This is a genomic window from Labrys okinawensis, from assembly GCF_047345005.1.
Lineage (GTDB): Bacteria > Pseudomonadota > Alphaproteobacteria > Rhizobiales > Labraceae > Labrys > Labrys okinawensis.
Map to the genome: position 1 here is coordinate 1,467,902 of NZ_CP178864.1, position 19,853 is coordinate 1,487,754.

General features: G+C 64.7%; 20 protein-coding genes. 10 read left to right on the forward strand and 10 right to left on the reverse strand.

Going from position 1 to position 19,853, the window contains the following annotated elements; genetic code table 11:
* Positions 1-5 precede the first annotated feature (5 nt).
* From ACMDCR_RS07025 to cobJ, 4 genes are all read left to right on the forward strand, one after another.
* Positions 6-266, forward strand: a complete 261-nt coding sequence (locus ACMDCR_RS07025; RefSeq protein ID WP_413991839.1) for a hypothetical protein — start codon at positions 6-8, stop codon at positions 264-266.
* Positions 267-270: 4 nt separating this feature from the next.
* Complete coding sequence (locus ACMDCR_RS07030) at positions 271-900, forward strand: precorrin-8X methylmutase (RefSeq protein WP_413991840.1); 630 nt, start codon at positions 271-273, stop codon at positions 898-900.
* On the forward strand, positions 897-1,625 hold the full coding sequence (locus tag ACMDCR_RS07035; RefSeq protein ID WP_413991841.1) for a precorrin-2 C(20)-methyltransferase: 729 nt from the start codon (positions 897-899) through the stop codon (positions 1,623-1,625). The genes ACMDCR_RS07030 and ACMDCR_RS07035 overlap by 4 nt, the downstream gene beginning before the upstream one ends.
* 157 nt (positions 1,626-1,782) lie before the next feature.
* Entirely contained in the window at positions 1,783-2,532 is a 750-nt protein-coding gene (gene cobJ, locus ACMDCR_RS07040; RefSeq protein WP_413991842.1) for a precorrin-3B C(17)-methyltransferase, read from the forward strand.
* Positions 2,533-2,781: 249 nt separating this feature from the next.
* On the opposite strand, the gene ACMDCR_RS07045 is transcribed toward cobJ, so the two are convergent.
* Complete coding sequence (locus tag ACMDCR_RS07045) at positions 2,782-3,513, reverse strand: cobalt-precorrin-6A reductase (RefSeq protein WP_413991843.1); 732 nt, start codon at positions 3,511-3,513, stop codon at positions 2,782-2,784.
* A 119-nt stretch (positions 3,514-3,632) separates the two neighbouring features.
* Between ACMDCR_RS07045 and cbiE the strand changes: the two genes are divergently transcribed.
* From cbiE to ACMDCR_RS07065, 4 genes are all read left to right on the forward strand, one after another.
* Complete coding sequence (gene cbiE, locus ACMDCR_RS07050; protein ID WP_413991844.1) at positions 3,633-4,856, forward strand: precorrin-6y C5,15-methyltransferase (decarboxylating) subunit CbiE; 1,224 nt, start codon at positions 3,633-3,635, stop codon at positions 4,854-4,856.
* Positions 4,853-5,239, forward strand: a complete 387-nt coding sequence (locus tag ACMDCR_RS07055) for a cobalamin biosynthesis protein (protein WP_413991845.1) — start codon at positions 4,853-4,855, stop codon at positions 5,237-5,239. Before cbiE ends, ACMDCR_RS07055 begins: the two co-directional genes overlap by 4 nt.
* Before the next feature lie 30 nt (positions 5,240-5,269).
* Positions 5,270-6,031, forward strand: a complete 762-nt coding sequence (cobM, locus tag ACMDCR_RS07060) for a precorrin-4 C(11)-methyltransferase (protein ID WP_413991846.1) — start codon at positions 5,270-5,272, stop codon at positions 6,029-6,031.
* A gap of 184 nt (positions 6,032-6,215) precedes the next feature.
* On the forward strand, positions 6,216-7,124 hold the full coding sequence (locus ACMDCR_RS07065) for a DMT family transporter (protein ID WP_413991847.1): 909 nt from the start codon (positions 6,216-6,218) through the stop codon (positions 7,122-7,124).
* Between the two features lie 88 nt (positions 7,125-7,212).
* Here the strand turns inward: ACMDCR_RS07065 and ACMDCR_RS07070 are convergent, their stop codons facing one another.
* Positions 7,213-8,103: a DMT family transporter gene (locus ACMDCR_RS07070; RefSeq protein WP_413991848.1), complete on the reverse strand. Its 891-nt coding sequence runs from the start codon at positions 8,101-8,103 to the stop codon at positions 7,213-7,215.
* Between the two features lie 197 nt (positions 8,104-8,300).
* On the opposite strand from ACMDCR_RS07070, the gene ACMDCR_RS07075 reads away from it, so the two are divergent.
* Entirely contained in the window at positions 8,301-9,254 is a 954-nt protein-coding gene (locus ACMDCR_RS07075; protein ID WP_413991849.1) for an L-carnitine dehydrogenase, read from the forward strand.
* A gap of 173 nt (positions 9,255-9,427) precedes the next feature.
* Positions 9,428-9,892 carry a thioesterase family protein gene (locus tag ACMDCR_RS07080; RefSeq protein WP_413991850.1) on the forward strand — a complete coding sequence of 155 codons (465 nt, stop codon included), beginning with the start codon at positions 9,428-9,430 and terminating at the stop codon, positions 9,890-9,892.
* A 31-nt stretch (positions 9,893-9,923) separates the two neighbouring features.
* On the opposite strand, the gene ACMDCR_RS07085 is transcribed toward ACMDCR_RS07080, so the two are convergent.
* The 8 genes from ACMDCR_RS07085 to ACMDCR_RS07120 form a co-directional block, all read right to left on the reverse strand.
* Complete coding sequence (locus ACMDCR_RS07085; protein ID WP_413991851.1) at positions 9,924-10,763, reverse strand: DUF1932 domain-containing protein; 840 nt, start codon at positions 10,761-10,763, stop codon at positions 9,924-9,926.
* A 110-nt stretch (positions 10,764-10,873) separates the two neighbouring features.
* The gene (locus tag ACMDCR_RS07090; RefSeq protein WP_413991852.1) at positions 10,874-11,914 is read right to left on the reverse strand and encodes a heme-dependent oxidative N-demethylase family protein; all 1,041 of its coding nucleotides are present in this window, start codon (positions 11,912-11,914) and stop codon (positions 10,874-10,876) included.
* A gap of 104 nt (positions 11,915-12,018) precedes the next feature.
* On the reverse strand, positions 12,019-13,002 hold the full coding sequence (locus ACMDCR_RS07095) for a PDR/VanB family oxidoreductase (protein ID WP_413991853.1): 984 nt from the start codon (positions 13,000-13,002) through the stop codon (positions 12,019-12,021).
* Positions 12,999-13,604, reverse strand: a complete 606-nt coding sequence (locus tag ACMDCR_RS07100) for a dimethylamine monooxygenase subunit DmmA family protein (protein ID WP_413991854.1) — start codon at positions 13,602-13,604, stop codon at positions 12,999-13,001. Before ACMDCR_RS07100 ends, ACMDCR_RS07095 begins: the two co-directional genes overlap by 4 nt.
* A gap of 233 nt (positions 13,605-13,837) precedes the next feature.
* Positions 13,838-14,965, reverse strand: coding sequence for an aminomethyltransferase family protein (locus ACMDCR_RS07105; RefSeq protein WP_413993554.1), 1,128 nt, complete (start codon positions 14,963-14,965; stop codon positions 13,838-13,840).
* A 171-nt stretch (positions 14,966-15,136) separates the two neighbouring features.
* Positions 15,137-17,401 carry a DUF1989 domain-containing protein gene (locus tag ACMDCR_RS07110; protein WP_413991855.1) on the reverse strand — a complete coding sequence of 755 codons (2,265 nt, stop codon included), beginning with the start codon at positions 17,399-17,401 and terminating at the stop codon, positions 15,137-15,139.
* A 225-nt stretch (positions 17,402-17,626) separates the two neighbouring features.
* The gene (locus tag ACMDCR_RS07115) at positions 17,627-18,163 is read right to left on the reverse strand and encodes a flavin reductase family protein (protein WP_413991856.1); all 537 of its coding nucleotides are present in this window, start codon (positions 18,161-18,163) and stop codon (positions 17,627-17,629) included.
* 151 nt (positions 18,164-18,314) lie between these two features.
* A complete protein-coding gene (locus ACMDCR_RS07120; protein WP_413991857.1) occupies positions 18,315-19,727 on the reverse strand; it encodes an acyl-CoA dehydrogenase family protein in 1,413 nt (470 codons plus the stop codon).
* Positions 19,728-19,853 lie beyond the last annotated feature (126 nt).

Sequence of the window (19,853 nt, forward strand, 5' to 3'; positions counted from 1 at the left end):
GTTTGATGAGGTCAAAAAAGGCCAAATGGGAGGAGCAGCGCGACGCCAAGACATTCGTCTTGGCGAGCGATGCGACGCTGCAGTTGGCCTTTTTTCACCTCACCGCCTCCGGCGGCGGGGCGCTTTTGGCCGACGAGTGCGTCGCCACACCACAGGCTTTGCCTGTGGTGGACGTAGCAAGCCGCAAGGCTTGCGTCCTCACGCTCCTTCTCGTCGGCCAAAATCGCTCCCGTCAAACCCAACCCATAACTGACGAAATGCCCTAATCCCATGTCTGAACGCGACTATATCCGTGACGGTGCCGAGATCTATCGCCGCTCCTTCGCGATGATCCGGGCCGAGAGCGACTTGTCGCGCTTCACGGCGGAGCAGGCGCCCGTTGTCGTGCGCATCATCCATGCCTGCGGCATGGTGGAAGTCGCCGCCGATGTCGCGATGTCGGCGGATCTGGTATCGAGCGCCCGCGCGGCGCTGCGGGCCGGTGCCCCGATCCTGTGCGATTCCAAGATGGTCGCCAACGGGGTCACCCGCGCCCGCCTGCCTGCAGACAACCAGGTGATCTGCACGCTGGACGATCCGCGCACGCCTGATATCGCCAGGGAAATCGGCAATACCCGCACCGCGGCGGCCATGGAATTGTGGCGCAATCACCTCGGTGGCGCTGTGGTCGCCATCGGCAATGCGCCGACCGCGCTCTACCACCTGATGGACATGATCGACAAAGGCGCCCCGAAGCCCGCCGCCATCCTCGGTGTTCCCGTCGGTTTTGTCGGCGCGGCCGAATCCAAGGACGACCTCAAGGCCTGGGCTCATGTGCCCTGGCTGATCGTCAGGGGACGCAAGGGCGGCAGCGCCATGACGGCGGCGGCGATCAATGCGCTGGCGAGCGAAATCGAATGAGTGCCGGCCGTCTCTACGGTGTCGGGGTCGGCCCCGGCGACCCCGAACTGATGACGCTGAAAGCGGCGCGATTGCTGCGTTCGGCGCCGGTCGTCGCCTATTTCTGCAAGCTGGGCAATCGGGGGCATAGCCGCACCATCATAGAGGGCTTTCTCGCCGAGGGAGTGATCGAGGAGCAGCTCGCTTATCCCATGACGACGGAGGTCGCGGCCTCCGATCCGGCCTACCAAGCGGCGCTTACCAGCTTCTACGACGCTTCCACCGCGCGTCTTGCCGCCCATCTCGACGCCGGGCGCGATGTGGTGGTGGTGTCGGAGGGCGATCCCTTCTTCTACGGCTCCTTCATGCCGATCTTCCACCGCCTGTCTTCCTCCTATGAGACGGAGGTGGTGGCCGGCGTCTCCGGCATGGCGGGCTGCTGGACCCGGGCAGGCACGCCGATCACCTATGGCGACGACATCCTCACCGTGCTGCCGGCGACGCTGGGGCGCGAGGCGCTCAAACGCCATCTCGAACTCGCCGACGCGGCCGTGATCATGAAGCTCGGCCGCCATTTCGCCAAGGTGCGCGAGGTGCTGGAAGAGCTCGGCCTCGCCGCGCGCACCGTCTACGTCGAGCGCGGTACGATGGCAGGCGAAAAGATCCTGCCCCTGCCGCCGGCCGATTTCACCGGCGCGCCGTACTTTGCCATGCTGCTGGTGCCAGGGCAGGGGCGGTTGCTGTGAGGGAGATAGTCGGTCATCCCGTGCGCATTGCAGCGCGAAGCGATGCGATGCAGACACGGGACCGTTTTCCTGTTGTGTTTCTTTCGGCAGGCGGTCCCGTGTCTGCGGCGCGGCATGGCATGCCGCACCGCGCACGGGATGACGTAGGAGTCCTCCCATGACCGGCCGTGTCATGATCATCGGCCTTGGTCCCGGCCCCGCGAAATGGGTCACGCCCGAGGCGAGCGCGCTGCTGGCCGAGGCTACCGACATCATCGGCTACGGCCCCTATGTCGACCGCGCGCCGCCGAGCAAGGCCGTGCGCCATGCCAGCGACAACCGCGTCGAGGTCGACCGTGCCCGTCATGCCCTCGAACTTGCGGCCGGTGGCGCGCAGGTGGCCGTGGTTTCAGGCGGCGATCCCGGCGTGTTCGCCATGGCAGCGGCGGTGTTCGAAGCGGTCGAGGCCGGCGAGGAGGCCTGGCGCGAGCTCGACATCGTGGTGGCACCCGGCGTGACGGCGGTGTTGGCGGCGTCGGCTCGCATCGGCGCCCCCCTCGGCCATGATTTCTGCGTGATCTCGCTCTCCGACAATCTCAAGCCCTGGTCGGTCATCGAAAAGCGGCTGGTTGCGGCGGCCGAGGGCGATTTCGTGCTCGCCTTCTACAACCCGGCTTCCAAGGCACGGCCGGACCAGATCGCGAGAGCTTTCGAGATCCTGCGTCGAAAGGCCGGCGAGCGTATCGTCATCCTGGCCAAGGCGGTGGGGCGGCCGGACGAGGAAATCGTCTATACCAGCCTGGCGGCGGTCGAGCCGGCCGATGTCGACATGCGCACGCTGGTGCTGATCGGCTCGTCGCAGACGCGGATGATCGAACGCGAGGACAAGGAGCCGTGGGTCTATTCGCCCCGTCGCTGGGAGGCGTGAATGGAGGGGTGGAACGAGGTCGTAGAGCGCGACTCGCCTTCCCCACGAAGCTGGGGAAGGTGGCCCGACGAAGTGGGGTCGGATGGGGTGTGGGCCGACAGGCTCGACCTCTCAGGAAAGCGCTCCGCTTCTTTGCGAAATGGCACCTCATCCTGTCATAAGCGGCTAGCGGACCACCCCGCCTCCGAGCTCACTGCGTTCGGCCACCTCCCCCAGCTTCGTGGGGGAGGCTTTAGGTTGCGCCTCGTCCTAACCCAACCGCCTTTCGATCCAGGCCAGCGCCTCTTCTGCCGTCGTCACTGTCTCCACCTCAGCCACCTCCGGCCGCTTCAACAGGATCACCGGCAGCCCCAGTCGCCTCGCCGCGACAATCTTGCCGTAAGTCGCGCTGCCGCCGGAATTCTTGGTGACAACCACCTCGATGCGTTCCTCCCGCATCAAGGCAAGTTCGTCTTCCTCCGCAAACGGTCCGCGCGCCAGGATCAGCCGCGCATGTGGCGGCAGCTCTTCCGGCGCGTCGACAGAGCGCACCAGATAGAAATGGTGGGGCGCGGCGAGGAAGGCCGGCAGCTCCAGCCGGCCGGTTGTAAGGAAGACGCGGCGCGGTTCGCTCCCCAGCGCGACGGCCGCCGCTTCGGCATCCGCGACTTCGGTCCAGTTGTCGCGGGGCTCGGCGCGCCAGGCCGGACGGCGCAGGGCGAGCAGCTGTACGCCCGTCCGCTGCGCCGCCGCTACCGCTTGGGCCGACATCTGCTCGGCAAACGGGTGGGTGGCGTCGACCATCGCCCTCGCCCGACGCTCACGCAGGAAGGTGCTCAACCCCTCCACGCCGCCGAAGCCACCGACGCGATAGGGTATGGGTGGCGGCGCCGGGTTCTGCGTGCGGCCGGCCAGCGAGAGCATGGCTGGGATCCCCGGGCGCCCGGCCAGCAGGCGCGCCAGTGCCGCCGCTTCGGTTGTGCCGCCGAGGATAAGGATCATGATGGCCCCCAAGGCAAAACGCGTTTGGCTAGAAATGGCATTCCGGATTGGCTCATTGTCATCGAAGCATTTTGCGATTCTTGGCGATGCGATGAAGGTGTGGCGCCTTCGGGAAATCAATGATGGCTATCAATCATTCCCAACGCTGGCTGTCCATCGTGGGCATCGGGGAGGACGGTCTTGCCGGCCTTTCGCCGATCGCAGCTGCCGTGATCGCCCAGGCCGAGTTGCTGGTCGGCGGCGCGCGCCATCTCGCCATGGTGCCGGCGGGATCGGCCGAGCGCCTGGCCTGGCCGCCGCTTCTCACCGGCGCGATCGCTGCGATCGAGGCGGCGAGGGGCCGGCGCGTCGTGATTCTGGCGTCGGGTGATCCCTTCCTCTGGGGTGTGGGCGTTACGCTCGCCCGTTCCATCCCGGTCGAGGAGATCGCCTGCTATCCCGCGCCGTCCTCCTTTGCCTTGGCGGCAGCCCGGCTCGGCTGGGCGCAGCAGGATTGTGCGATGATCTCGCTGCATGGACGCCCCCTCGAGACGCTGGTGCCGCATGTCCAGCCTGGCGCACGCGTCCTGGCGCTAAGCTGGGACGGCACGACGCCAGCCAGAGCCGCCGAGCGCCTCACCGCCATGGGCTTCGGCCCCTCGCGCCTCGTCGTACTGGAGCGCATGGGCGGCCCGAACGAGGTGATCCGTGTGGCACGGGCCGATGCTTTCGATCTCACGGATGTCGACCCGCTGAACGTGCTGGCGATCGAGGCCGTGCCAGGTCCGGAGGCGCGGCCCTTGCCGCTCGCCGCCGGGCTGCCGGACGAGTTTTTCGAGAATGACGGTCAACTCACCAAGCGCGAGATTCGGGCGGTGACGCTCTCGGCTCTACAGCCACTCAGGGGCCAGCTCCTATGGGATATCGGCCTCGGCGCCGGCTCGATCGCCATCGAGTGGCTGCTGCGGCATGCCGCCAATCGCGCCATCGGCATCGAGGAGAATGCCGAGCGTGGGGCGCGGGCGATCGTCAACGCCGTCAATCTCGGCACGCCGCAACTGCGCATCGTGCATGGCGCGGCTCCCGCGGCCCTCGATGGGCTGGAGGCGCCGGACGCCGTCTTTATCGGCGGCGGAGTGGGAGACGAAGCGGTGTTCTCGGCCGCCTGGGCCGCGCTGAAGCCCGGCGGCCGGCTGGTCGCCAATGCCGTCACGCTGGAGAGCGAGCAGCGGCTGGCACAGTATTTCGCCCGTCATGGCGGCAGCCTGATCCGTATCGCCGTCGAGCGGCTCGTGCCGGTCGGCAGCATGCATGGCTGGCGGCCGGCGATGCCGGTGACGCAATGGAGCGTGGTGAAGCCATGACCCGCATCGTCGCCGCCGGGCTCGGCTGCCGCAAGGACTGTTCCGGCGAGGAGATCGCCGCGCTCGTCCGCCTTGCGCTGAACGAGGCAGGCCTGACGTCCGATGATCTCACCGGGCTTTTTGCCCCGGTCTTCAAGCAAAGCGAGGCGGGGCTCGCCGAGGCGGCGAGCCTGCTCGGGGTGCCGCTTGTGCTGATGCCGGACGCGGCGATGAAGGATGCCGAGCCGCGGGCCGTTACGCGTTCCGAGCGTGTGGTGGCCTTGACCGGGCTCGGCAGCGTGGCCGAGACCGCGGCGCTGGCGGGGGCAGGCGCGCAGTCGCGGCTCCTGCGCGCGCGTCTCGCGAGCGCGCACGCGACCTGTGCGCTTGCGGTGAGCGAGTAGGAGCGATCTGTTGCCTAACGGAGTTTTCTCATGACCGTGCATTTCATCGGCGCAGGGCCTGGCGCGCCCGATCTCATCACTGTGCGCGGTCGCGATCTGGTGGCGCGCTGCCCGGTCTGCCTCTATGCCGGCTCGCTGGTGCCGCCCGAGATTGTCGCACTGGCGCCGAAGGAGGCCCGCATCGTCGACACGGCGCCGCTGACGCTCGATCTCATCATGGCCGAGATCGAGGCGGCGCATGCCAAGGGGTTCGATATCGCACGCCTGCATTCGGGGGACCTGTCGATCTGGAGCGCGCTGGGCGAGCAGACACGCCGCCTGCGCGCCCTCGGCATTCCCTATACGGTCACGCCGGGCGTGCCCTCCTTCGCCGCCGCCGCCGCCTTGCTCGGCAAGGAGCTGACCTTGCCCGAGGTCACCCAATCGGTGGTGCTCACCCGCACCTCCGGCCGCGCGTCGGCCATGCCGGAGAGTGAGCGGCTGGAGGCTTTCGCCGAGACCGGCGCGACCCTGGCGGTGCATCTTTCCATCCACGCCCTTGCGCGCGTCGTTGCCGAGACCACCCCGCATTACGGTGCCGACTGTCCGGTTGCGGTGGTGTTCCGCGCGAGCTGGCCGGATGAGCGGGTGGTGACCGGCGCGTTGGGCGACATCGAGGCGAAGATTGCCGCGGCTCCGATGGAACGCACGGCGCTGATCCTGATCGGGCGCTCACTTGGCGTCGAGGATTTTCGCGAGAGCGCATTGTACGATCCCGATTATCGCCGCCGCTATCGCGGCTTCGAAGGGTAGGGACCCTCCGGGTGCACAGGCATCCTGCCCGTTCTTGTTCTCCCCCAAACGTGGTGGCTCCAAAAACGGGCAGGATGCCCGTGCACCAGGAGCGGCCGCAATCGAACAGGAATGTCGTGTTCAGGCTATTTTGTGTCCTGAATCCGGGCATTCTGCTGAAATCCTTCGTTGGTTGCGTCACGCCATGACTTCCCGTCAGACTGCTCTCTTCGGCGCTTTCCTGGCGCTGGCCGCCGGAACGGTGTTTTCCTTCGGCAGCATCACAGTGCGCGTCTCGCCCAGCCTCGATGCCGTGCAATATCTGCTCTGGCGCAGTTTCGGCCTGTTACCGCTTGTGCTGATCGTCGCCCTCCTCCAGGGCAAGTCACCGCTTCGGCAGTTGTTCTCCGGCGGCTGGCTCGGCCTGGGCGGTGCCGTCTGCATGACGGTGATGGCAGATCTCTTCATCTTCGCCATGAAGACCACCACCATCGCCAACGCCCTGCTGTTCTCAAGCGCCGCACCCCTCATCGGCGCCATACTGGCGCGGCTGATCCTGAAGGAGCGCATCCTCGTCTTCACCTGGCTCGGCATCGTCATCGGCATCGGCGGCCTGCTGATCATGACCTGGGGCGAACTCGGCAGCGGCAATGCCATCGGCAATCTCGCGGCCTTCGGCGTCGGCTTTGCCTATGGACTCTACTCGATCATCGCGCGGTTGGGGCGCGACCGCGACATGTCCGGCGTGGTGATGGGCTGGGCGGTGATCACCATCATCACCTGCAGCCTGTTCATGCTGGCGACCGGTTCGAGCTTCGCCACGCCGATGGTGGAGAACCTCGCGGCGATGCTGCATGGAGCGGCTTTCATCGGCGGCGGCATGTATCTGCTCAATACGGCCGCCCGCTATGTCGGCGCCGGGCGCCTCGTGCTGCTTGCCCAGACCGAGACGATCCTCGGGCCCGTCTGGGTCCTGCTCTTCTTTGCCGAGGTGCCGCGGCTGACCACCATCATCGGTGGCGCCGTGCTGCTGGCCGGCGTCCTGCTGTCGGCCTTCGCCCGCAGCGATGCTCCCGAGGACGAGTCTGAGGTGGCGGCGCGAGCCTCGGTGTAAGGCCGGGGTGCACGGGCATCCTGCCCGTTCTTCCTTACTCGTCGAGCTTGGTGATTCAAGAACGGGCAAGATGCCCGTGCACCCGGCGCTATCGAACCCGCGAAATGCGCAGTCCGTCGAGGATGTGCCAGACCACGGCGGCGAAGACGATGGCGCCACCGATGATCGCCGCCTGACCTGGGTTTTCGGAGAAGATCAGATAGACCCAGAGCGGTGAGAGCACCACGTCCAGCGTGGTGATCAAGCCCGATTCGGCCGCCGGGATCTTGCGGGCGCCGGCCAGGAACATGAAGAAGGCGAGCGGGATCGAGGTGAAGGCGAAGGCGGCGAGGACCAGCCAGTCCTGCGGCGTGGCATGGCTCGGCGAGGCGAAGGGCAGGCCGATCAGCGCCGTGAACAGGCAGCAGAACAGGTTCACCGGCAGCATTTCGAGGCCGGGACGGGCGCGCACGATCACCGCTACCGTGGCGAAGGAAAGCGCCATGCCGAACGCCATGCCGTCACCGAACAAATGGCTGGAGCCGAAGGAACCGGAAACCATGACGATGACGCCGGCCAAGGCCACCAGCGCGGCGATCAATGTCTTCAGCGGCACTGCCTCGCGCATGATCAGCCAGGCAAGGCCCGCCGCCCAGAAGGGCGTAGTGGCATAGATCACCGAGACATTGGCGATGGTGGTGTGGAACAGCGCGCCCACATAGAACAGCATCGACAGTGAGGCGCAGACCCCCACGCCGACACCGAACCAGCCGATCGAGCGGATCGCCGCGAGGCTGTTGCCACGATGCACGACGATGAGGCCGACCAGCATATAGACCGCGCCGATCGCTGCTCGCATGCTCACCGTGGTCCATTCATCGACGGTGAGCAGGCGCGCGAAGATGCCGCTGATGCTCCAGGCAACGGCGGACGCAGCAACAAGAAAAACGCCGAGACGATGGTCGGAGCGAAGGGTGGGAGAATCAGCGAGGGCGGACATGGGGGACCTGTAAGTTGCCCCGCACCATCCTGGTTTCCCGTGATTTCTTCAAGGTGGCTTAACTATCTTCATCGACAAGGAAATCTTGATGATCCTGGAGCGCTCCAAGGCTTGTCGCGATCCGCATCACTCATGTCGCGCCGTGCAAAGGCGCCGGCAGCTTTGCCCTGTCTATTCGCATCAACAGGAGGAACCTCATGGCCAGGACATTCGCGATTGTTGGAACGGGCGTCATCGGCGCCGGCTGGGCGGCACGAGCCCTTGCCCATGGACTCGATGTCGTGGCCTTCGATCCCGCGCCGGGTGCCGAGGCCAAGCTGCGAGCCGCCATAGACAATGCCTGGCCTGCGCTGGAGAAGCAGGGTCTCGCCGAAGGTGCCGACCGCAGGCGGCTGAGCTTCGCCAGGACGATTCCGGAGGCCGTCGGCCACGCCGATTTCGTCCAGGAGAACGCGCCCGAGCGCGAGGAATTGAAGCAAAGCCTGCTTGCCGAGATCGATGCTGCCGCCAAGCCCGGCGCCATCATCGGCTCCTCTACCTCTGGTCTGCTGCCGAGCCGCCTGCAGGCCAAGATGGCCAATCCCGGGCGCCTCGTGGTCGGCCATCCCTTCAATCCGGTCTATCTCCTGCCGCTGGTCGAAGTGCTGGGCGGCAAGCAGACCACGCCGGAGACGGTGGAAGCAGCCAAGGCCTTCTACACCTCGATCGGCATGCGCGCCCTGCATGTGCGCGTCGAGATAGAAGGCTTCATCGCCGACCGTCTGATGGAAGCGCTCTGGCGCGAGGCGCTCTGGCTGGTGAATGACGGCGTCGCCACCACCGAGGAGGTCGATGCCGCCGTGGTCTATGGCTGCGGTCTGCGCTGGTCGCTGATGGGCACCTTCCTTACCTTCCACCTGGCTGGTGGCGAGGGCGGCATGCGCCACATGCTGCATCAGTTCGGCCCCGCCCTGAAGCTGCCCTGGACCAAGCTGGTGGCGCCGGAACTCACGGAGGAATTGATCGACCGCGTCGCGGATGGCTGCGAACATCAGGCTGCCGGCCGCCCGATCAAGGAATTGGAACGGCGACGCGACGATTTCCTCATCGAGGTGATGGCGCTGGCGAAGAAGTATTGGCCCGAGGCGGAAGGGCTGAAGGGGAGAATCTGAGCTGGGAGCGCGGACATCTTGTCCGCTCTTGAACCGCCGTCGTTCGAATGTAAGAACGACCTACGTTAAAGACGGCGACCGCTTCAGGACTTGGCCTTTGCTATCGGCCTCTGCCACCTTCTTCACCCGATATGTTTCAAGAGCGGACGGGACGTCCGCGCTCCCAGGTTCCCATGCACCTCATCGACGAAACCGTCCGCCCGGAATGGCTCGACTATAACGGCCACCTCTACGACGGCTATTATGCCGTCATCTTCGCCAAGGCGATCGATGAATTCCTCATCCGGGCCGGCCTCACCCCGGCTGTGCGCGAGACGACGCGCCACACCATCTACACGATGGAAACCCATGTGCGCTTCCTGTGGGAAGTGAAGCTCGGCACGCCGGTGAGCGTGACCTGCCAGGTCCTGGACCTCGACGCCAAGCGCGTGCGGGTGTTCCTGTCGATGCACGATAAGGTCCGCAACATCGTGGTGGCGACGTCAGAGCAAATGCTGATGTCGATCGACCAGACCGGCGAAGCACATTCGGCGCCCTGGCTGCCGGAGAGCGCGCGCATTTTGGAGGGGCTGCGGAGCGAGCATGCCACCCAGCCGATGCCGAAGGATGCGGGGCGCAGCATCGCCATCAAGCGATAGGAGCACTCTTCTCGTCGACGCTGATCCGAAATCAGCTGTGCAGAAAGTCGTCGATCGCCTTCGTCTTCGCCTGCGACCCCTCATAGTCATCGGCAATCGTCTCGTAGAAGTCCGCGAGCGCTTCATAGAGCCGCGCGCTGGCCGGGTCGTCGCCCGCGAAGGCCGCGATCTCGCGCATCTCCGCCACCCAGCGATAGGCCTTGGGATACATGTCCGGCAGCGACTTGCCGAAGCGCTGCAGCAATTGGGCCTGGCTGACGCCGAGTTCCTTGTGAAGCGAGGTGGTCGCGCCTGCCCGCGATGCGGCGAGGATCATGGCGGCTGCGATGCCGGTGAGACCCTTGGTGATGCCGGCATAGGACATCTTGAGCGCCGAAGCGGTGCCGATGGGGCCTTCCATCACCACGGCGTGCAAGCCTACGCCATTGAGGGCATCGAGTTCGGGCGCCGGCCTCCCTGAAATGTAGAAGGTCGGGCCCACTCCCCCGGGAACCGGCGGGCCGCCGATAATTCCGGCATCGGCGAAGGGAGCACCGCTCGCCTCGATGACACCGGCCACCTGGACAACCGTTTCCACGCTGACGGCGTTGCAATCGACGAAAACCGGCTTGCGAGGGCTCTGCTTCAGAAGAGGAGCAATGGTTTCGGCAAGCGGAAGCGCTTGAGCCGGCGGTACGATGGAAAGCATGATATCCGCTTCGACGAGCCGGTTCGGCTCGACGCCGATCATGCCGGCGTCCTCGGCTCGCTTCCGGGATTCCGCGCTTCTCCCCTCCAGCAGGGTCGTGACACGGATGCCATGCTCGAGCAGGCGGCGCGCCACGGCGCTTCCCATCGCGCCCGGTGCAATGATGGCGACCTCTCGAATCATGGTCATCCTCTCAGGCTAAGCCCCCCGCCGAACCATATGTAGGATGAATTGAGCCGTTGTCGACTTTCAGATGGGCTTCTCTGGTGTTTTGCGCGGCTACGGTTCCAGCATCAGTCCGGCCAACCGCCGGGGCTCGTTTCTGCGCCGTCATCATATTTGGACAGCCACTCCACCGCCATGTCGCGATAGCGCGTCAGGCCCTTGTAGTCGACCAACTCAGGCGGCAGCGTCTTGAGAACCCGCGGCAGGCGACGACCCCATTTGGGCACGGTCACCAGTTCTTCCAGCTTGATCAAATAGCAGCGGATCGGGAAGACGATGGCATTGGAGCGCGGCAGGCGGAAGAAGCTCTGCAGTTCCACGCGCAGATGAAGCTTGTTGCCGATATTCTCGGGCGTCAGCGTGGTGCGGTCGGTGCCCCATTTGTGATAGTTCTCTGGCGAGGTGTCGAGGCGGGGATTGACCGTCATCGTCCAGTTGAGCCGGCGCGCCGGTGACCCCTGACGCAGGTTCAGCATGAACTTCAGCGCCCGCTCGAACACACCAAGCTGATGGGCGAGCGGCACCGGGCCGTGCCACTCCATGAAGTTCATGCCGATGTCGAAATCGAGCGACCAGTCGGCCTGGGTGGTGACGATGCCGGCATCCATCCACAGATTGCCGTCACGCTGGTCGAGCAGGCAGAAATCGCCCTGGGACTGCCTGGTGATGTATTCCATCGGCCCATAGGGCAGCGTCGAAACATCGCCGAAGGTGAACTTGTCATCGATGCCGAGCGGGCGGTTGACCCAGTGCCATTTGTCGCCATCGCGCGTCAGCGAGAAATGCTCGGGGTAAGAGGTCGACTTGCACTCCATCAGGAGTTCCAGGAGGTCCCAGCCGGCGAGAGTCATATGCGGCAGCGACTGGCAGCGCAGCGGATCTTCCTTGAGCACCAGCGCGCGGTCGGCCATCTCGGAGACGTAATGCTCGTCGACATCGATGGGATGCTCATAGACCGAGCCCTTCGGCCCGGCTACATGCGGCTCGATATTGACCGCATACATGTAGCTGTCCTTGTCGAAGGGAAAAGGAAAACGCCGGATCGCCGCCGGGCTGTTGCGGAATGTGAAATCGTCGCGGAAGGTTTCGTGGCGGAATTCGATACCCATGATGGCGTTCCTTGTGAGAGGTTCCTGGGATCGCAGGCGTCTCGCCTGCTCTTGGAAGCGATGCGGTTCAAGATGGAGGCGAGACGCCTGCGATCACAGGGAAGCTACAAATCCAGCACCAGTTCACGGCCCTCGAAGCGCGAGACGCAGGGCATGACCTTGGTGCCGGAGGCCTTGTCGGCCTCCGAAAGGTAGTGGTCGTTGTGCAGCAGCGTGCCGTCGCAGGCGATCACGCGCGTCTCGCACTGGCCGCAGGCCCCGCCCCGGCAGAGATAGGGCGCATCGACTCCGGCCGACTCGATTGCCTCCAGCATGCTCTGATGCGTGCCGACCAGAATGTGCTTGCCGGATTGGGCGAGGGTAATCTCGTAGGGCGAGCCGGTAGCCGGTGCCAGGAACTGCTCATTGTGCAGGTTCTGCTCGGGCCAGCCCTGATTGCGAGCGGTGGAAAGCACCCAGTTGATCATGCCGCCGGGCCCGCAGACATAGAGATGCGTGCCGAGCGGCTGGCGGGAGAGGAGCTGGCTCAGCGGGATCGCCTCACCCTTGTTGTCGCGATAGATGTGAATCCGCTTGCCATGGCGTTCGGCCAGATGGTCGAGATAAGCGCCATGCTCATCCGAGCGCACGGCGTAATGCAACTCGAAGGGCCGGTCCTCCTCCGACAGTTGCGCCATCATCGCCATGAAGGGCGTGATGCCGATGCCGCCGGCGAAAAGCAGGTGCTTCCTGGCGCGCTGATCCGGCGGGAAGAGATTGACGGGGTGGCTGATCTTCAGGACGTCGCCCGGCTTCACCTTGCCGTGCATGAAGAGCGAGCCGCCGCGCCCGTTCTCGTCACGCCGCACGCTGATCGTGTAGCAGGCCTTGTCGCCCGGCGTGCTCATCAGCGAATAGGGATTGCGCCGCAGCGTCGGGCCATCCTCCATCTCCACCACGACATGCGCGCCGCCGGAGAAGTTCGGCAAGGCGGAGCCATCGACAGGTGTGAAATGGAAGCGCTTGATCTCGGAAGTGACATCATGGATCTCGGTGACGCGCACCTCGATCTTTGGGGTCTTGTCGCTTCGACTCTTGTTTTCATTCATGGGAAGGCCTCCTCGGTCGCCGGGACGACGCCGGGTTCTTCCGCATCGATGCAAACCCCCTGAAAGGCAGCGATACGGCGGGAATAATGGTCGCGCACCAGCAATGTCAGTCCGCAATGGGCGCATTTGACCGGCTGCGTCCTGACATTCTCGGTGATGCCCTTGCAGTGCACGCATTGCACGCGCCGCTCCTCGGAGCCGCGATGCTCGGTCTGCATCGAGAGGTGGTCGACGCCGGCCTCGATCGCCACTTTCATGGCCTGGCCGATCAGGCCTTCGGTGCCGGCGAGATAGATCTGCGTGCCCATATGGGCGGTCGCCAGCGTCTGGGCGAGGCGGGGCAGGGCGGCGGCGATGGACGGGCCGAGGTAGAACATGTCGGGGCCGAGCGCCTTCAGCGCCTCGCCGTAGTTCTTCGGCGCCGCACCGGCCGGGATATAGATGATATGCGCCCTGTCGAGGAACGGCACGGTGGCCGTCTTGGCCGCATCGAGAATGGCCTGCGCCCCCTCGGCATCCGCCACGAACAGATGCAGCGTGGGGCCGGGGCGGATGGCGAGCTTGCCGTAGACGGGGCGGCTTTTGATGCCAGATACCAGCATTGTTCGTTCAGTCCTGCAGATCTCTCGGCTCCGCAAAGCAAGGAGCGGGCCAGAATTGGTACCGGGAACCCCTCTCTCAAGCTGAGAGAGGCAGGGGTGAGGCGCGGCCTTTGGAGTGTCGACCTCCGGTCGACATGTCGATCGGAGATCGACACTCCATTCGCCACACTCGGCAAGGTCTAGTCCCTGCCGCCCCCAACCTTCTCCACATTGTGGCGAGGAGATTCCACGCCTCAAGCAGCCGTGCGTTTCTTCTTCTCCGGATCATCGAAGGTGATGGTGTGGGCGATCGCGGAACACTGCACGTTCTTGCCCTTCACCTCGAGCTTGGTGCCCTGCTTGGCCACCCCGACATCCATGCGGGCGATGGCCATCGAGCGCTTGGTGGCGCGCGAATACATGCCGCAGGTGACCACGCCCACCTTCTTGCCCCCGGCCCAGAGTTCGTCGCCGGCATCCAGGATCTTGTCGGTGTCGGCGAGGACGCCGAAGATCTTGAAACGCTCCTTGCCCTTCAGGCGATAATGCTCCTCGGCGCCGCGGAAGCCGGTCTTGCCGGGCGAGACGGTGAAGGTGAGGCCGAGTTCCCAGAGCGTGTCGCCGGGCCCCTCGTTCTCGAAGGGATACATCTGCGAATTGTCATAGGGATAGAACAGCAGGTAGCTCTCCACCCGCAGCCAGTCCAGCGCGGTGAAGGAGGCAGGCACGATGCCCATGCGCTTGCCTTCCTTCAGGATGGTGTCCCAGATCTCGACCGCGTCCTCAGCCTTGCAGAAGATCTCGTAGCCGCGCTCGCCGGTATAGCCGGTGCGCGAGATCATCACCGGCTTGCCGAACAGGGTGGTCTGCATGTGGTGGAAATATTTGAGATCCTTGATCCCGGGCACGTGCTTGGCGAGGTATTTCACTGCGAGCGGGCCCTGCAGCGAGAGGTCCTGCAGATCGTCGTCGAAGATCACCGCGACATTCTTGCCGGCAGCATCACGGGCCATGTCTTCGAAGCCGGTGCCCGACCCATAGACCGTCATCCAGGAGTTGGGGCCGGTGCGGTAGAGGATGCAGTCATCCGTGAACTTGCCGGCATCGTTGAGCACGCAGGCGTAGGCGGACTTGCCCGGATAGATCTTGCGCACGTCGCGCGTGGTGAGGCGCTGCAGTACCTGATGCGAATGCGGGCCGACCAGATGCGCCTTGCGCAGGCCCGAGACGTCCATCAGCGCCGCCTTGGTGCGGATCGCCTCATGCTCATCCGCGAGGTCCGATTTGGTATAGGTCCATGCCGTCTCCATGCCGTTCCAGTCTTCCAGCGTGGAGCCGAGAGCCTTGTGGCGCGCAGCGAGCGGCGAACGCCGCCAGGACATGACACTCATCGATGGTTCCTTCTTTATCGGTGTTTTGTCGTCCCGGACGCATTGCAGCACCAAGTGATGCGATGCAGATCCGGGACCGTTCGTCGTTCAGGTGCCTTGTTCGTCTTGCGGTTCCGGATCTTCGTCACGGCATTGCATGCCGCTCCTCGTCCGGGATGACTCTCACATCTTCACCCTCGTCTTGTCCGGATCGTAATGGGCAAAGCGCACCACCTTTGCTTTCAGGCGCTTCTGGTGACCGTCGAGCTTGCCAACCTCGATTTCCGTGCCGATGGCGCTGGAGCCGACATCGACTCGGGCGAGCGCAATCGTCTTGTCAAGAATGGGTGAGCGCATGCCTGAGGTGACGACGCCAATGCGGGCGCGACCGGCATAAACAGCATCGCCATGATGGGCGCTTTCGCGGCCCTCGATCTCCAGGCCGACGAGCTTGCGCTGCGGCTCGGCCTTGCGCTTGACCAGCGCCTCGCGGCCGACGAAATCGCCCTTCTTGGAGACGAGCGGCACGGTGAAGGCGATGCCGGCCTCGAAGGGATCGATCTCGTCCATAAATTCGTAGCCGGCAAAAATAAGCCCGGCCTCGATACGCAGCATGTCGAGGGCTTCCAGGCCCATCGGCACCACGCCGAGCGGCTTGCCGGCGGCGAAGACGGCATCCCAGAGCGTCACGCCGTCGCGCGGGTGGCAGAAGATCTCATAGCCGAGTTCGCCCGTATAGCCGGTACGGGATACCACGAGCGCGGGGCCCTGCGCATCGCCGAGGCGCCCCACCGTGGAACGGAACACGCCGATTTCCGTCACCGCGGGCTGAGAAGGCGCAGTCCAGACGATCTTGCTCAGAAGCTCGCGGCTCTTCGGCCCCTGCACCGCGATGTTGTGGAGCTTGTCCGTGGAGGAGCGCACCCAGGCCTTGAAGCCCTTCTCGACGGCGAGCTGTCGCAGATGCACGCCGACATAGGGATCGCCGCAGATCAGGCGGAACTGCTGCGGCCCGAGGCGGAAGACCGTGCCGTCGTCGAGCATGCCGCCATGCGGATAGCAGATCGCGGTGTAGACCACCTGGCCGACCGCGAGCTTGGTGACATCCCGCGTCACCGCATAATCGAGCAGGGCCTCGGCATCGGGCCCCAGCACCTCGAACTTGCGCAGAGGCGAGAGATCGATCACCGCGACCTTCTCGCGGCAGGCCCAGTATTCGGCGACGGCGCCGTCGGCCAGGAAGGAATTGGCGAGCCAATAGCCGCGATATTCGACCATGCGGCGCGACAACGGCGCGATGCGCGAATGGAAGGCCGTTTCCTTGGTGAAAACGGGGGGTGAATCGGGTGTCATGCGGGTCGCAATCGCCTTGGGGAAGTCATGCTCCGCGCCATAGACGCGGACCTGGATGTCGGTGGGGTTCCAGCCATTGGCGGGATCGATGTCGTCGGCGCAGGAGGAGGCCGCGCAGGTGAGATCGACAAGAGCGCGCAGCAGCACATAGTCGCCGGGGCGCGACCAGGGCTCGTCCGCGCCGATGGTGCCGTCGTGATTGACCTGCGTGTTGAAGAAGAAGTTGATCGCCGGCCATCCCGGACGCGAGGGGATGCCGACGGGCGCCAGCACCTTGTTGAAGTTCTCCGAACAGGAATCATGGCCCGGATAACCCTGGTCGTCGTAATATTTCATGGTGCAGGCAAGGCCGAAAGTATCATGCCGCCCGCAAGTGTCCTGCACCACCTCGACGGTCGCCCGCATGCGCTGGTCGTAGAATTTCGAGAACAAGCCGGGGCCGGGATAGGCGCGGCCCATGATGGTTCGGGTGGCCGTGGCGTCGAGCCCGCATTCGATGCCCTGGCTGAGGAGTTCGGTATCGAAAGCGAGGAAGTCGGAGCACTGGCGGCCGTCGATATCCATGATCTGGATATACTGGCCGGCCTTGACTTCGAAGCGCTCGGCCGTCGCGGCCTTGATGCGGAAATCCTGGAGCGGTTCGGCGAGAGGCGGCGCTGGCTGGCTCGATGGCGGCGCCTGCTCGTTGCGAGCGATTTCCAGCGCGAAATCCGTGGCGGGGGCGACGGCATCGGCGGTGGAGGGCGTGGCGGGCACGATGAGCACGCAGGTCATTTCGTCCTCGGCCGCGAGGGCGAGGGCTTCGCCGGCCTCGGCCTGAGGCCCCGACACCAGGATGCCGCTGGCGCTGGCGAGATCGCGGCCTGCGAGTCGGTGGTGGGTGGCGCCGGCATTCTCATTGGCCGCGATCAGCCCCGCCAGGGCATCGCGCGGGGCTGCCGGATGCGAGGCGGGCAGGACGGCCTTGGGCCCGAAAGCATAGAGCAGGGCATTCTGGCCGCCCTCGATATCGAACACCCGCAGGCGGTCTCCCCTGCCAAGTGCAAACACCTGGCTCGAGCCACCGGCAACACGAAGCATTTCGGCTTCAGGCATGATGTGCTCCTGCGTTGGACAAGGAGGGCGCCGAGCCTTCCCCACGAAGCTGGGGAAGGTGGCATTGCGAAGCAATGACGGATGGGGTGTGGTCCGCTAGGTGAACAGTGGAGGTTCTGGCGCCGCATCCTGGCCACACCCCGTCCGACCTCACTTCGCTCGGCCACCTCCCCCAGCTTCGTGGGGGAGGCGAGTCGCGCTGCACTCCGTTTGGCATGTTCCTCATCAGCCGATCTCCTCGCCCAGAGCGCGGTAGCGGCCGCCGAAGAAAAGCAGCGGCTCGCCTTCGACATTGTGTTCCATGTCGACCACCCGCCCGACGATGATGCGGTGGTCGCCGCCCTCATATTGGGCGTGATGCAGGCAGTCGAAGGCCGCCATGGTGTTGGGCAAGATGGGTGCACCGAAGCGGCCAGGTGTGTAATCGACGCCTTCCCATTTGTTGCCTCCCGATTTGTTGCTTCCTTGGCGGGCGAACCGCACGGAAAGCGCCCGCTGGTCCTTGCGCAGAACGTTCACGCAAAAGCCGGGCGCTTCCAGGAAGGCGGACAGGCTGCGCGCCGTATTGGCGATGGAGAACAGCACGAGCGGCGGATCGAGCGAGACCGAACTGAAGGAATTGGCGGTGATGCCGATCAGGCCTGCCTCGGGATGGCTGGCTGTCACCACCGTCACGCCGGTGGCAAACAGGCCAAGGGCGCCGCGGAACCGCAAGGGGTCGAGCACCTGCGTCACCGATCCTGCCGCACGCCCCTGAGCCATGCTTCCTCGCACCCGCAAGCCGTTTCCGGTCCCATGGACCGGAGACAATCCCGCTTTCCTGTTTCCACGCATCCTCTTAGCCGAAAAGCCGGCGGGCTTTCCTCGAAAATGCTTGCCTGCAAGCGGGATATGAGCTGCCGTGACCACGATTTTACGCCGTTTTCCGCGCGGCGGGTGGATTGGCTTCGGCAAGAAGCCGTTCGGCCAGGGCGCGCTTGGCCTCGGCGTCCATCTTCTTGATCTCATTGGACAGAACACGCTCGTTAATCGCGGTGTTCCAGTAGTCCAGCGATTCGAAGCCGAGCAGCGAGGCCTTGCCGACGAACTGGCGCAGCACTTCATTGGTCGGGCCCATCACCCAGCCGGCCTTGGCGTCGCGCAGATAGCGTTCGATCTGCAATTCGGGCTTGTAGCCGGTGCCGCCGCAGGCATGCAGCATCTTGTCGGAGACATGGGCGACATTCTTGGCGGCGGCGAATTTGAGCTGCCAGAGCCAATGCAGGAGGCCGGCGCGCGGCAGATAGGTCACATCGTCCTTGTGGATGGACCAGTCATTGTTGCCGGTGGCGTCGTCGAGTGCCCTGGCGATCATGAAATCCATCGAGCGCACCACGTTGGTGTCGATGATGGCTTCCCCCACATAGTCCTGGATGGTGGGATAGTCGGCCACCCGCATGCCGACATCCTTGTGCGTCTTCTTGGTGGTGTGTGCCTTGGCAATGTCGATCATGCCCATGGCGATGCCGTTCCAGCAGGCCGAGGAACAGAGCAGGAAGAAGGGATCGACCACCTCGTCATTGGAACGGGCGCCATCGCCGACAGGGCCGACGAGGCGGTTCTTCGGTACCACCTTGTTGATTTCGAGCGGCCCGGACTGGTTGCCGCGCAGGCCGAGGCCGTTCCAGCCCGCCGGATCGTAGCTCGCCTCGTCCCCCAGGATCAGGAAGCAGGAGAGGTCGGCATAGTTGCCGTTGAAATTGGGTGAGGTCGTCTGGACGATATACCAATCGGCAAAGCCGCCCGAAGTGGTCCAGGAGGCCTTCTTCTTGACGTGCCAGCCTTCCTTGGTTTCCTCGGCTCCGGAGGAAATCGGATACCAGAAATGCGAGCCGGTCTCCGGGTCGGAATAGGAGAGTGTGCCGACAAGGCAATCCTTGTCGAGGCGCTTGAGGATGTCCTTGAGGGCGGCGTTGTCGTGATGGCGCAGCAAGGCGGCGGCGACGGCGCCGGTATGCATGGTGTAGCACATCGCCGTGGAGGCGCAGCCATAGCGGGCGATGGTCTCCACCACCATGGCGGCACAGACATGATTCTCGCCCAGGCCCCCAAGTTCCCTGGGCACGATCAGGCCGAGGAAACCGTGTTTGGCCAGGGCCTGGAAATTCTTGCGGGGATAGACGCGGTTGCGGTCGCTTTCGATGGCGTTGACGCGTAGCTCGGTGTGGCAGAGTTCGATGAGCGTGGCTTGCAGGGCCTTCTGGCGTTCGGTGAGAACCCATTGCGGGTCCCACTCGAAGCCGAGGCCCCAGAAGGGTTCCCCGCCCCACATCTTCCCTACCGCCATACTCGGTATCCCTGGTCTGGTCCCGGACTGTTATCGACACGTCCGATGATCGGCGAAGTTTCCAGACAAGAAACAAGTTTGTCCAGCAGGAAATTTTCGCAAGCCGTATTCTTTTTTGAGCGGCGC

Coding starts and splice junctions, on each gene's coding strand:
- ACMDCR_RS07120 (WP_413991857.1), bottom strand. CDS start 19,727: ATGGCGGTAGGGAAGATGTGGGGCGGGGAACCCTTCTGGGGCCTCGGC.
- cbiE (WP_413991844.1), top strand. CDS start 3,633: ATGATGGCTATCAATCATTCCCAACGCTGGCTGTCCATCGTGGGCATC.
- ACMDCR_RS07030 (WP_413991840.1), top strand. CDS start 271: ATGTCTGAACGCGACTATATCCGTGACGGTGCCGAGATCTATCGCCGC.
- ACMDCR_RS07100 (WP_413991854.1), bottom strand. CDS start 13,604: ATGCTGGTATCTGGCATCAAAAGCCGCCCCGTCTACGGCAAGCTCGCC.
- ACMDCR_RS07025 (WP_413991839.1), top strand. CDS start 6: ATGAGGTCAAAAAAGGCCAAATGGGAGGAGCAGCGCGACGCCAAGACA.
- ACMDCR_RS07095 (WP_413991853.1), bottom strand. CDS start 13,002: ATGAATGAAAACAAGAGTCGAAGCGACAAGACCCCAAAGATCGAGGTG.
- ACMDCR_RS07065 (WP_413991847.1), top strand. CDS start 6,216: ATGACTTCCCGTCAGACTGCTCTCTTCGGCGCTTTCCTGGCGCTGGCC.
- ACMDCR_RS07035 (WP_413991841.1), top strand. CDS start 897: ATGAGTGCCGGCCGTCTCTACGGTGTCGGGGTCGGCCCCGGCGACCCC.
- ACMDCR_RS07055 (WP_413991845.1), top strand. CDS start 4,853: ATGACCCGCATCGTCGCCGCCGGGCTCGGCTGCCGCAAGGACTGTTCC.
- ACMDCR_RS07070 (WP_413991848.1), bottom strand. CDS start 8,103: ATGTCCGCCCTCGCTGATTCTCCCACCCTTCGCTCCGACCATCGTCTC.
- cobM (WP_413991846.1), top strand. CDS start 5,270: ATGACCGTGCATTTCATCGGCGCAGGGCCTGGCGCGCCCGATCTCATC.
- ACMDCR_RS07045 (WP_413991843.1), bottom strand. CDS start 3,513: ATGATCCTTATCCTCGGCGGCACAACCGAAGCGGCGGCACTGGCGCGC.
- ACMDCR_RS07090 (WP_413991852.1), bottom strand. CDS start 11,914: ATGGGTATCGAATTCCGCCACGAAACCTTCCGCGACGATTTCACATTC.
- ACMDCR_RS07075 (WP_413991849.1), top strand. CDS start 8,301: ATGGCCAGGACATTCGCGATTGTTGGAACGGGCGTCATCGGCGCCGGC.
- cobJ (WP_413991842.1), top strand. CDS start 1,783: ATGACCGGCCGTGTCATGATCATCGGCCTTGGTCCCGGCCCCGCGAAA.
- ACMDCR_RS07110 (WP_413991855.1), bottom strand. CDS start 17,401: ATGCCTGAAGCCGAAATGCTTCGTGTTGCCGGTGGCTCGAGCCAGGTG.
- ACMDCR_RS07105 (WP_413993554.1), bottom strand. CDS start 14,965: ATGTCCTGGCGGCGTTCGCCGCTCGCTGCGCGCCACAAGGCTCTCGGC.
- ACMDCR_RS07115 (WP_413991856.1), bottom strand. CDS start 18,163: ATGGCTCAGGGGCGTGCGGCAGGATCGGTGACGCAGGTGCTCGACCCC.
- ACMDCR_RS07085 (WP_413991851.1), bottom strand. CDS start 10,763: ATGATTCGAGAGGTCGCCATCATTGCACCGGGCGCGATGGGAAGCGCC.
- ACMDCR_RS07080 (WP_413991850.1), top strand. CDS start 9,428: ATGCACCTCATCGACGAAACCGTCCGCCCGGAATGGCTCGACTATAAC.